The sequence below is a fragment of the Pseudomonas sp. ANT_J28 genome (assembly GCF_008370005.1).
Classification (GTDB): domain Bacteria; phylum Pseudomonadota; class Gammaproteobacteria; order Pseudomonadales; family Pseudomonadaceae; genus Aquipseudomonas; species Aquipseudomonas frigoris.
This window is the reverse complement of record NZ_VOBM01000021.1, coordinates 44,890-57,061: the sequence shown is the minus strand read 5'-3', so window position 1 is coordinate 57,061 and position 12,172 is coordinate 44,890. Positions and strand designations below refer to the sequence as shown.

Below are 12,172 nucleotides of genomic sequence, written 5' to 3'. Positions count from 1 at the left end.
GCATGAACAGCACGCTTATCCAGACAGACCGTTTCGCCCTGAGCGAAACCGAGCGCTCGGCCATCGAGCACGAGCTGCATCACTACGAAGACCCGCGCGCGGCGTCGATCGAAGCCCTGAAGATCGTCCAGAAGGAACGTGGCTGGGTGCCTGACGGCGCGCTCTACGCCATCGGCGAAATTCTTGGCATCCCGGCCAGCGACGTGGAAGGCGTGGCGACGTTCTATAGCCAGATCTTCCGTCAGCCGGTCGGCCGTCACATCATTCGCGTCTGCGACAGCATGGTCTGCTACATCGGCGGCCATGAATCCGTTGTCAGCGAAATCCAGAGCAATCTGGGCATCGGCCTGGGTCAGACCACCGCCGACGGTCGTTTCACCCTGCTCCCGGTCTGCTGCCTCGGCAACTGCGACAAGGCGCCGGCGTTGATGATCGACGACGACACTTTCGGTGATGTGCAGCCTGCCGGCGTTGCCAAATTGCTCGAGGGCTACGTATGACCCTGACTTCCTTCGGTCCTGCCAACCGCATCAAGCGGTCGGCCGAGACTCACCCGCTTACCTGGCGTCTGCGTGACGACGGCGAAGCTGTCTGGCTCGACGAGTACCAGGCCAAGAACGGTTACGCGGCTGCGCGCAAAGCCTTTGCCGACATGGCTCAGGACGACATCGTCCAGACCGTGAAAGACTCCGGTCTTAAAGGTCGCGGCGGTGCAGGCTTCCCCACGGGCGTGAAGTGGGGCCTGATGCCCAAAGACGAATCCATCAACATCCGCTACCTGCTGTGCAACGCGGACGAGATGGAACCGAACACCTGGAAAGACCGCATGCTGATGGAGCAACTGCCCCATCTGCTGATCGAAGGCATGCTGATCAGTGCTCGCGCGCTGAAAACCTACCGTGGCTACATCTTCCTGCGTGGCGAATACACCACCGCCGCCAAGCACCTGAACCGTGCCGTGGAAGAAGCCAAGGCTGCAGGCCTTTTGGGTAAAAACATTCTGGGCAGCGGCTTCGATTTCGAGCTGTTCGTCCACACCGGCGCCGGGCGTTACATCTGCGGTGAAGAAACCGCACTGATCAACTCCCTCGAAGGTCGCCGTGCCAACCCGCGCTCCAAGCCGCCCTTCCCTGCCGCCGTTGGCGTGTGGGGCAAGCCGACTTGCGTGAACAACGTTGAAACCCTGTGCAACGTGCCGGCGATCATTGCCGACGGCGTGGACTGGTACAAATCGTTGGCCCGCGAAGGCAGTGAAGACATGGGCACCAAGCTCATGGGCTTCTCCGGCAAGGTCAAGAACCCGGGTCTGTGGGAACTGCCGTTCGGCGTCACCGGGCGCGAATTGTTCGAAGATTACGCCGGCGGCATGCGCGACGGTTACAAGCTCAAGTGCTGGCAGCCAGGCGGCGCCGGTACCGGTTTCCTGTTGCCGGAACACCTGGACGCACAAATGTACGCCGGCGGCATCGCCAAAGTGGGCACCCGTATGGGTACCGGCCTGGCCATGGCGGTGGACGACAGCGTCAACATGGTTTCCCTGCTGCGCAACATGGAAGAGTTCTTCTCCCGCGAATCCTGCGGCTTCTGCACCCCGTGCCGTGACGGTTTGCCGTGGAGCGTCAAGCTTCTACGCGCGATCGAGAACGGTGAAGGGCAAGCCGGCGATATCGAGACCCTGCTGGGTCTGGTCGGCTTCCTCGGCCCGGGCAAGACCTTCTGTGCTCACGCACCGGGCGCCGTGGAGCCGTTGGGCAGCGCAATCAAATACTTCCGCCATGAGTTCGAAGCCGGCATCGCGCCTACCAGCGCCGTCGTCCCGCCTCTGGCAAGGCCGATCGTAGTCGGCGCGTAAACGCTTTAAAAAGCGAAGGGTCCGTGCCCTTCGCTTTGTCGTGTGATGACGCCGCAAGCGGCTGTGTTGATTCACGCGAATAACAAGATTCCATTAGCCACGCCCGCTGACACCGGGCCAACGAAGAACTTTGAACCATGGCCACTATCCACGTAGACGGCAAAGAGCTCGAAGTCGATGGGGCAGACAACCTGTTACAGGCATGTCTGTCGCTAGGCCTCGATATCCCTTATTTCTGCTGGCACCCAGCCCTAGGCAGCGTTGGCGCTTGCCGCCAGTGCGCGGTCAAGCAGTACACCGACGAAAACGACAAGCGTGGGCGGATCGTCATGTCCTGCATGACCCCTGCCACCGACGGCAGCTGGATCTCCATCGACGACGAAGAAGCGAAAGTGTTTCGCGCCAGCGTCGTTGAATGGCTGATGACCAACCACCCTCACGACTGCCCGGTCTGTGAAGAAGGCGGTCACTGCCACCTGCAAGACATGACCGTGATGACCGGCCACAACGAGCGCCGTTATCGCTTCACCAAGCGTACTCACCAGAACCAGCAACTGGGCCCGTTCATTTCCCACGAAATGAACCGCTGCATCGCTTGCTACCGCTGCGTGCGCTTCTATAAGGACTACGCCGGCGGTACCGACCTCGGTGTATTCGGCGCCCACGACAACGTGTACTTCGGTCGCGTTGAAGACGGCACCCTGGAAAGCGAGTTCTCCGGCAACCTCACCGAGGTCTGCCCGACCGGTGTGTTCACCGACAAAACTCACTCCGAGCGCTACAACCGCAAGTGGGACATGCAGTTCTCGCCGAGCATCTGCCATGGCTGCTCCAGCGGTTGCAACATCTCCCCGGGCGAACGCTACGGTGAACTGCGTCGCATCGAAAACCGTTTCAACGGTTCGGTGAACCAGTACTTCCTGTGCGACCGTGGCCGTTTCGGCTATGGCTACGTCAACCGCAAGGATCGCCCGCGTCAGGCACTGCTGGCCAACGGCGCCAAGCTGACGCTCGACGAAGCGCTGGATAAAGCCGCCGACCTGCTGCGCGGTCGCAACATCGTCGGTATCGGTTCGCCTCGTGCCAGCCTCGAAAGCAACTACGCGTTGCGCGAACTGGTCGGTGCCGAGCACTTCTACTCCGGTATCGAAGCCGCTGAGCTGGAACGCATTCGTCTGGTCATGCAGGTGCTCAAAGACAGCCCGCTGCCGATCCCGAACATGCGCGACATCGAAGACCACGATGCGATCTTCGTCCTCGGTGAAGACCTGACCCAGACCGCTGCGCGTATGGCCCTGTCCCTGCGTCAATCGGTCAAAGGCAAAGCCGAAGACATGGCCGACGCCATGCGCGTTCAGCCTTGGCTCGACGCCGCCGTGAAGAACATCGGTCAGAACGCTCTGAACCCGCTGTTCATCGCCAGCCTGGCTGAAACCAAGCTCGACGACATCGCTGAAGAATGCGTTCACGCTGCACCAGACGACCTGGCCCGCATCGGTTTCGCCGTGGCTCACGCCCTCGACGCCAGCGCGCCTGCCGTTGAAGGCCTGGACGCGGAAGCCCTTGAACTGGCCAAGCGTATTGCCGACGCTCTGCTCGCCGCCAAGCGTCCGTTGATCATTGCCGGTACCTCGCTGGGTTCCAAGGCGCTGATCGAAGCCGCGGCAAACATCGCCAAAGCCCTGAAGCTGCGCGAGAAGAACGGTTCCATCAGCCTGATCGTGCCAGAGGCCAACAGCCTCGGCCTGGCCATGCTCGGTGGTGAATCGGTCGACGCAGCCCTGCAAGCGGTGATCGACGGTAAAGCTGACGCCATCGTCGTACTGGAAAACGATCTGTACACCCGTACCGACAAAGCCCGTGTCGATGCGGCCCTGAACGCCGCGAAAGTGGTGATCGTGGCTGACCATCAGAAGACCGCCACCAGCGATCGCGCGCACCTGGTTCTGCCAGCCGCCAGCTTCGCTGAAGGCGACGGTACGCTGGTCAGCCAGGAAGGTCGCGCCCAGCGCTTCTTCCAGGTCTTCGATCCGACTTACCTCGACGCAAGCATCATGGTTCACGAAGGCTGGCGCTGGCTGCACGCCCTGCGCTCTACCTTGTTGAACCAGCCGATCGACTGGACCCAACTGGACCACGTCACCGCTGCCTGTGCCGCAAGCACTCCGCAACTGGCCGGCATTGTCAGCGCCGCACCGTCCGCCGCATTCCGCATCAAAGGCCTGAAACTGGCTCGCGAACCGCTGCGTTACAGCGGCCGGACAGCCATGCGCGCCGACATCAGCGTGCACGAACCGCGTACTTCCCAGGACAACGACACCGCGTTCTCGTTCTCCATGGAAGGTTACTCGGGCTCGGTCGAACCGCGTCAGCAAGTGCCATTCGCCTGGTCGCCGGGCTGGAACTCGCCGCAAGCCTGGAACAAGTTCCAGGACGAAGTCGGTGGTCACATCCGCGCTGGCGACCCGGGCACCCGCCTGATCGAAAGCACCGGTGATTCGCTGAACTGGTTCGCCAGTGTTCCTCGCGCGTTCAACCCGGCTCCGGGCACCTGGCAGGTTGTGCCGTTCTTCCACCTGTTCGGCAGCGAAGAGAACTCTTCCAAAGCCGCGCCGGTTCAGGAACGCATCCCGGCCGCTTACGTGTCGCTGGCCAAATCCGAAGCCGACCGTCTGGGTGTCAATGACGGCGCCCTGCTGAGCTTGAGCGTTGCTGGCCAGACCCTGCGTCTGCCGCTGCGCATCAACGAAGAGCTGGGTGCCGGTCTGGTCGCATTGCCGGCCGGTATCGCCGGTATTCCGCCAGCGATCTTTGGCAAATCCGTTGACGGTCTGCAGGAGGCAGCTCAATGACCTGGTTCACGCCTGAAGTGATTGACGTGATCATCGCGGTCCTCAAGGCCATCGTGATTCTGCTCGCCGTCGTGGTGTGCGGCGCGCTGCTGAGCTGGGTCGAGCGTCGTCTGCTCGCCCTCTGGCAGGACCGTTACGGTCCGAACCGCGTCGGCCCGTTCGGCGCGTTCCAGATCGCGGCCGACATGATCAAGATGTTCTTCAAGGAAGACTGGACCCCGCCGTTCGCCGACAAAGTGATCTTCACCTTGGCACCGGTCGTGGCCATGAGCGCCTTGCTGATTGCCTTCGCGATCATCCCGATCACCCCGACCTGGGGTGTGGCGGACATCAACATCGGCATCCTGTTCTTCTTCGCCATGGCCGGTCTGTCGGTCTACGCGGTGCTGTTCGCTGGCTGGTCGAGTAACAACAAGTTCGCCCTGTTGGGCAGCTTGCGGGCCTCGGCGCAAACCGTGTCCTACGAAGTGTTCATGGGCCTGTCGCTGATGGGCATCGTGATCCAGGTTGGCTCGTTCAACATGCGCGACATCGTTGAATACCAGGCGCAGAACCTGTGGTTCGTCATCCCGCAGATCTTCGGTTTCCTGACCTTCTTCATCGCCGGCGTTGCCGTGACTCACCGTCACCCGTTCGACCAACCGGAAGCGGAGCAGGAACTGGCCGACGGTTACCACATTGAATACGCCGGTATGAAATGGGGCATGTTCTTCGTCGGTGAGTACATCGGCATCGTGTTGATTTCGGCGCTGCTGGTGACCCTGTTCTTCGGTGGCTGGCACGGTCCGTTCGGCATTCTGCCGCAGATCCCGTTCATCTGGTTCGCACTGAAAACCGCGTTCTTCATCATGTTCTTCATCCTGCTGCGCGCCTCGATTCCGCGCCCACGGTATGACCAAGTGATGGATTTCAGCTGGAAGTTCTGCCTGCCGCTGACCCTCGTCAATATGCTGGTGACCGCTGCGATCGTGTTGCTCAACACGCCCGCCGTCGCGGCTCAGTGAGGATAGAGAATCATGAAGTACATATTTGACATCGTGCATGGCTTCTTCACCCAGCTTCGCAGCCTGGTGATGATCTTCGGCCACGCCTTCCGCAAGCGCGACACGCTGCAATACCCGGAAGAGGCGGTGTACCTGCCGCCGCGCTTCCGTGGCCGTATCGTGCTGACCCGCGACCCCGACGGCGAAGAGCGCTGCGTAGCCTGCAACCTGTGCGCCGTGGCGTGCCCGGTCGGTTGCATCTCGCTGCAGAAAGCTGAAACCGATGACGGTCGCTGGTACCCGGAGTTTTTCCGTATCAACTTCTCGCGCTGCATTTTCTGCGGCCTCTGCGAGGAAGCCTGCCCGACCACCGCGATCCAGCTGACACCGGATTTCGAGATGGCCGAGTTCAAACGTCAGGACCTGGTGTACGAGAAAGAAGATCTGTTGATCTCCGGCCCCGGCAAAAACCCTGATTACAACTTCTATCGTGTTGCAGGTATGGCGATTGCCGGTAAGCCGAAAGGCGCCGCGCAGAATGAAGCCGAACCGATCAACGTGAAGAGCTTGCTGCCTTAAGGAAGAAAGATGGAATTCGCTTTCTATTTCGCATCGGGTATCGCTGTTGTGTCCACGCTTCGCGTGATCACCAACACCAACCCTGTGCACGCCCTGCTCTACCTGATCATTTCGCTGCTTGCCGTGGCGATGACCTTTTTCACCCTCGGCGCACCGTTTGCCGGTGTGCTGGAAGTGATCGCCTACGCTGGCGCCATCATGGTGCTGTTCGTGTTCGTGGTGATGATGCTGAACCTGGGGCCCGCCTCGGTTCAGCAAGAGCGCGTCTGGCTCAAGCCCGGCATCTGGCTCGGCCCGGTCGCACTTGGCGCCCTGCTGCTGATTGAACTGTTGTACGTGCTGTTCAGCCACTCCAGCGGTCAGGCCGTAGGCCATACCACCGTAGACGCCAAGGCCGTGGGCATCAGCCTGTTCGGTCCTTATCTGCTGGTGGTCGAACTCGCCTCGATGTTGCTGCTCGCCGCAGCCGTCACGGCGTTCCACTTGGGCCGCAACGAAGCCAAGGAGCAATGACGATGCCTGCTATCCCTATGGAGCATGGTCTGGCGGTCGCCGGCATCCTGTTCTGCCTCGGTCTGGTCGGCCTGATGGTCCGCCGCAACATTCTCTTCGTGCTGATGAGCCTGGAGGTCATGATGAATGCCTCCGCACTGGCGTTCATCGTTGCCGGTAGCCGCTGGGCGCAGCCGGATGGACAGATCATGTTCATCCTGGTGATCAGCCTGGCAGCCGCCGAGGCCAGTATTGGCCTGGCGATTCTGTTGCAGCTGTATCGCCGCTTCCACACTCTCGATATCGACGCTGCCAGCGAGATGCGCGGATGAATCTTCTCTATCTGACTTTCGTATTCCCTCTTATAGGTTTCCTGCTGCTGGCGTTCTCACGCGGCCGCCTCTCGGAAAACCTGTCGGCGCTGATTGGCGTCGGTTCCATCGGCTTGTCTGCCATCGTCACGGCTTATGTGATCTGGCAATTCAACGTCGCGCCACCTGAAGGCGGTCACTACACCATGGTGTTGTGGCAGTGGATGGCGGTGGAAGGCTTTACGCCGAACTTCGCGCTGTACCTGGATGGTCTGTCCCTGACCATGCTCGGTGTGGTGGTCGGCGTCGGCTTCCTGATCCACCTGTTCGCGTCCTGGTACATGCGCGGTGAAGCCGGTTACTCGCGCTTCTTCGCCTACACCAACCTGTTTATCGCCAGCATGCTGTTCCTGGTCCTGGGCGATAACCTGTTGTTCCTGTACTTCGGTTGGGAAGGCGTGGGCCTGTGCTCGTACCTGTTGATCGGTTTCTACTACAGCAACCGCAACAACGGTAACGCGGCACTGAAAGCCTTCATCGTTACCCGTATCGGCGACGTGTTCATGGCCATCGGCCTGTTCATCCTGTTCGCGCAACTGGGCACGCTGAACATCCAGGAACTGCTGGTTCTGGCGCCACAGAAATTCCAGGCCGGCGACTTCTGGATGGTCATGGCGACCCTGATGCTGCTGGGCGGCGCTGTCGGTAAATCCGCGCAACTGCCGCTGCAAACCTGGCTGGCGGATGCGATGGCCGGTCCTACTCCGGTTTCGGCACTGATCCACGCCGCAACCATGGTGACCGCCGGTGTCTACCTGATCGCCCGTACTCACGGTCTGTTTGCCCTGGCGCCGGATATCCTGCACCTCGTCGGCATCGTCGGCGGTGTGACCCTGGTACTCGCCGGTTTTGCCGCACTGGTCCAGACCGACATCAAACGTATCCTCGCCTACTCGACCATGAGCCAGATCGGCTACATGTTCCTGGCACTGGGCGTTGGCGCGTGGGATGGCGCGATCTTCCACCTGATGACCCACGCCTTCTTCAAGGCGCTGCTGTTCCTTGCGTCCGGTGCGGTGATCGTTGCCTGCCATCACGAGCAGAACATCTTCAAGATGGGCGGCCTGTGGAAAAAACTGCCACTGGCCTACGCCAGCTTCATCGTCGGCGGCGCGGCTCTGTCGGCCCTGCCACTGGTCACCGCAGGCTTCTACTCCAAGGACGAAATCCTCTGGGAAGCGTTCGCCAGCGGCAACCACGGTCTGCTTTACGCAGGTCTGGTCGGTGCGTTCATGACGTCGCTGTACACCTTCCGCCTGATCTTCATCGCGTTCCACGGTGAAGTGAAGACCGAAGCGCACGCCGGTCACGGCATCGCTCACTGGCTGCCACTGTCGGTGCTGATCGTATTGTCCACCGCCATTGGCGCGATGATCGTTCCACCGCTGCACGGCGTGCTGCCGGAAAGCGTCGGCCATGCCGGCGGCGAAGCCAAGCACAGTCTGGAAATCGCATCGGGCGCCATCGCCCTGTCCGGTATCCTGCTGGCCGCGCTGTTGTTCCTCGGCAAGCGTCGTTTCGTCACTGCAATCGCCAACAGCGGCATCGGCCGCTTCCTTTCGGCCTGGTGGTTCGCTGCCTGGGGCTTCGACTGGATCTACGACAAACTGTTCGTCAAGCCATACCTTGCGATCAGCCACGCACTGCGCAGAGACCCGCTCGACCAGACCATCGGTCTGATCCCGCGTATGGCCAAAGGTGGTCACACCGCCCTGAGCCGTACCGAAACCGGTCAACTGCGTTGGTACGCGGCATCGATGGCAGCCGGCTCCGTGCTGGTCATCGGCGCCATCGTGCTGGTAGCGGTCTGATATGAACCTTGCGAACTTGCGAAAGGAATTGAGCCCGTCATGATTCTGCCTTGGCTAATCCTGATCCCCTTCATCGGCGGCCTGCTGTGCTGGATGGGTGAGCGCTTCGGCGCTACCCTCCCCCGCTGGATTGCGCTGTTGACCATGACCCTGGAACTCGCGCTCGGCCTCTGGCTGTGGGCCCACGGTAATTATTCATTTGCTCCGGCACCTGGCGCCGATCCGACCTGGGTGCTTGAGTTCAAGCACATCTGGATCGAGCGCTTCGGCATCAGCGTGCACCTGGCCCTCGACGGCCTGTCGCTGTTGATGATCCTGCTGACCGGTCTGCTGGGTATCCTCTCGGTACTCTGCTCGTGGAAAGAGATCCAGCGTCACGTTGGCTTCTTCCACTTGAACCTGATGTGGATCCTGGGCGGTGTCGTCGGCGTGTTCCTCGCCCTCGACCTGTTCATGTTCTTCTTCTTCTGGGAAATGATGCTGGTGCCGATGTACTTCCTCATCGCGCTCTGGGGTCACAGCTCTTCGGACGGCAAGAAAACCCGGATCTACGCGGCGACCAAGTTCTTCATCTTCACTCAGGCTTCCGGCCTGATCATGTTGGTGGCGATCCTGGGTCTGGTCCTGGTCAACTTCAACGACACCGGCGTGATTACCTTCAACTACGCCGACCTGTTGAAAACCAAGATGTCGCTGACCACCGAGTACATTTTGATGCTCGGTTTCTTCATCGCCTTCGCGGTGAAGCTGCCAGTCGTGCCGTTCCACTCCTGGTTGCCTGACGCTCACGCCCAGGCACCGACCGCGGGTTCGGTCGACCTGGCCGGTATCTTGCTGAAAACGGCTGCTTACGGTCTGCTGCGTTTCGCCCTGCCGCTGTTCCCGAATGCTTCGGCCGAGTTCGCGCCGTTCGCCATGACCCTGGGTCTGATCGGGATCTTCTACGGTGCGTTCCTGGCCTTCGCCCAAACCGACATCAAGCGTCTGATCGCCTACTCCTCCGTTTCCCACATGGGTTTCGTGTTGATCGGCATCTACTCCGGCAGCCAACTGGCACTGCAGGGCGCGGTGATGCAGATGCTGGCGCACGGCCTGTCGGCGGCGGCACTCTTTATCCTCAGTGGTCAACTGTACGAGCGTACCCACACCCGCGACATGCGTGAGATGGGTGGCCTGTGGTCGAAGATTGCTTACCTGCCGGCCATCAGCCTGTTCTTCGCAGCCGCGTCGCTGGGCTTGCCGGCTACCGGTAACTTTGTGGGTGAGTTCCTGATCCTGATCGGCACGTTCCCGAGCGCTCCATTGATCACTGTCCTCGCGACGTCCGGTCTGGTGTTCGGTTCGGTCTACTCACTGATCATGATCCACCGTGCCTACTTCGGCCCGTCCAAATCGGACGCGGTGCTGCATGGCATGGATGGTCGCGAACTGATCATGGTGGTCGGTCTGGCAGCGTTGCTGATTTTCATCGGCGTGTACCCGCAACCGTTCCTCGATACCTCTGCTGCGACGATGCATGGCGTGCAGCAATGGCTCGGCACCGCCTTCACTCAACTCGCTTCGGCCCGGTAAGAGCGCTATGGAATTCACGACTCAACACTTTATCGCGCTTGCGCCGTTGTTGATCACCAGCGCCACGATCATCGTGGTGATGCTGGCAATCGCCTGGCGCCGCAACCACTCGCAGACCTTCCTGATTTCCGTGGCGGGTCTGAACCTGGCGTTGCTGTCGATCCTGCCAGCCCTGAAAGTCGCGCCTCTGGCCGTGACTCCACTGCTGCAGATCGACACCTTCGCTTGCTTGTACATGGCGCTGATCCTGGTCGCCACCCTCGCTTGTGTGACCCTCGCCCACGCCTACCTCGGCGATGGCGGCTCGGGTTACCCGGGCAACCGTGAAGAACTTTACCTGCTGATCCTGATGGCCGCCGCCGGTGGCCTGGTACTGGTCAGCGCGCAGCACCTGGCCGGGTTGTTCGTCGGTCTGGAACTGCTCTCGGTACCGGTCTACGGTCTGGTGGCGTATGCCTTCTTCAACAAGCGTTCGCTGGAAGCCGGTATCAAGTACATGGTGCTGTCGGCCGCCGGTTCCGCGTTCCTGTTGTTCGGCATGGCGCTGCTCTATGCCGACTCCGGCAGCCTGAGCTTCGTCGGTATCGGCCAGGCCCTCGCGGCCACCGGCCTGCCAAGCTCGCTGGCGCAACTGGGCCTGGGCATGATGCTGATCGGTCTGGCGTTCAAGCTGTCGCTGGTACCGTTCCACCTCTGGACCCCGGACGTTTACGAAGGTGCTCCGGCACCGGTGGCCGCGTTCCTGGCCACCGCGTCGAAAGTCGCTGTGTTCGCAGTGATGGTGCGTCTGTTCCAGATCTCGCCGGCGGCGAGCAGCGGTGTACTGAGCGACGTGCTGACCATCATCGCCATCGCGTCGATCCTGTTCGGTAACCTGCTGGCACTGACCCAGAGCAACCTCAAGCGTCTGCTGGGTTACTCGTCTATCGCTCACTTCGGTTACCTGCTGATCGCCCTCGTGGCGAGCAAAGGTCTGGCCGTGGAAGCCATCGGCGTGTACCTGGTCACCTACGTGATCACCAGCCTGGGCGCGTTCGGTGTGATCACCCTGATGTCCTCGCCGTACAACGGCCGTGACGCGGATGCCCTGTACGAATACCGTGGCCTGTTCTGGCGCCGTCCGTACCTGACCGCCGTACTGACCGTGATGATGCTGTCCCTGGCCGGTATCCCGCTCACCGCGGGCTTCATCGGCAAGTTCTACATCATCGCTACCGGTGTCGAGTCGCACCAATGGTGGCTGGTCGGTTCCCTGGTACTGGGCAGCGCCATCGGCGTCTTCTACTACCTGCGTGTGATGGTCACCCTGTACCTGATCGAACCGAACCTGCGTCGCCACGATGCGCAACTGCACTGGGAACAACGTGCAGGCGGCGTGATGCTGCTGGCCATCGCTGCACTGGCGTTCTTCCTTGGGCTGTATCCGCAGCCGTTGCTGATCCTGGTTCAGCAGGCGGGGCTGGCGGGTTGATCGCGTAGCGATACTTGGTAGAAAACAGAAACGGCACCTTCGGGTGCCGTTTTTGCGTTTGTACGATTTGTTACCGCTGCACTCCCCTCCTCTCGCTATCCCCGAAAGCTCTCGCCGGACTATCCGCCTCGTCCTACAGCCAGCATTGAGCACTTGGCTCTATCTTGAGTGACTGCTGGATAGAGCAAT

The 12,172-nt window shown here is 61.0% G+C and carries 10 protein-coding genes; all 10 read left to right on the top strand.

The features are described from left to right. Positions 1-2: 2 nt before the first annotated feature. The 10 genes from nuoE to nuoN all read left to right on the top strand — a co-directional run bounded on the left by nuoE (position 3) and on the right by nuoN (position 11,983). Entirely contained in the window at positions 3-500 is a 498-nt protein-coding gene (gene nuoE / locus FQ187_RS16345; RefSeq protein ID WP_008146039.1) for an NADH-quinone oxidoreductase subunit NuoE, read from the top strand. Next, positions 497-1,852, top strand: a complete 1,356-nt coding sequence (gene nuoF / locus FQ187_RS16340) for an NADH-quinone oxidoreductase subunit NuoF (RefSeq protein ID WP_008146041.1) — start codon at positions 497-499, stop codon at positions 1,850-1,852. The genes nuoE and nuoF overlap by 4 nt, the downstream gene beginning before the upstream one ends. A gap of 137 nt (positions 1,853-1,989) precedes the next feature. Beyond that, positions 1,990-4,704, top strand: a complete 2,715-nt coding sequence (nuoG, locus tag FQ187_RS16335) for an NADH-quinone oxidoreductase subunit NuoG (protein WP_149630295.1) — start codon at positions 1,990-1,992, stop codon at positions 4,702-4,704. Next, positions 4,701-5,708: an NADH-quinone oxidoreductase subunit NuoH gene (gene nuoH / locus FQ187_RS16330; RefSeq protein ID WP_008146046.1), complete on the top strand. Its 1,008-nt coding sequence runs from the start codon at positions 4,701-4,703 to the stop codon at positions 5,706-5,708. The genes nuoG and nuoH overlap by 4 nt, the downstream gene beginning before the upstream one ends. A gap of 12 nt (positions 5,709-5,720) precedes the next feature. After that, complete coding sequence (gene nuoI, locus FQ187_RS16325; protein ID WP_019648466.1) at positions 5,721-6,266, top strand: NADH-quinone oxidoreductase subunit NuoI; 546 nt, start codon at positions 5,721-5,723, stop codon at positions 6,264-6,266. Between the two features lie 9 nt (positions 6,267-6,275). After that, positions 6,276-6,779, top strand: coding sequence for an NADH-quinone oxidoreductase subunit J (gene nuoJ, locus FQ187_RS16320; RefSeq protein ID WP_149630294.1), 504 nt, complete (start codon positions 6,276-6,278; stop codon positions 6,777-6,779). Between the two features lie 2 nt (positions 6,780-6,781). Next, complete coding sequence (gene nuoK / locus FQ187_RS16315; protein ID WP_007946416.1) at positions 6,782-7,090, top strand: NADH-quinone oxidoreductase subunit NuoK; 309 nt, start codon at positions 6,782-6,784, stop codon at positions 7,088-7,090. Then, the gene (gene nuoL / locus FQ187_RS16310; protein ID WP_149630293.1) at positions 7,087-8,940 is read left to right on the top strand and encodes an NADH-quinone oxidoreductase subunit L; all 1,854 of its coding nucleotides are present in this window, start codon (positions 7,087-7,089) and stop codon (positions 8,938-8,940) included. The genes nuoK and nuoL overlap by 4 nt, the downstream gene beginning before the upstream one ends. A gap of 39 nt (positions 8,941-8,979) precedes the next feature. Beyond that, entirely contained in the window at positions 8,980-10,512 is a 1,533-nt protein-coding gene (nuoM, locus tag FQ187_RS16305) for an NADH-quinone oxidoreductase subunit M (protein ID WP_149630292.1), read from the top strand. A gap of 7 nt (positions 10,513-10,519) precedes the next feature. Next, entirely contained in the window at positions 10,520-11,983 is a 1,464-nt protein-coding gene (gene nuoN, locus FQ187_RS16300) for an NADH-quinone oxidoreductase subunit NuoN (protein ID WP_149630291.1), read from the top strand. The last annotated feature ends 189 nt before the right edge of the window (positions 11,984-12,172 follow it).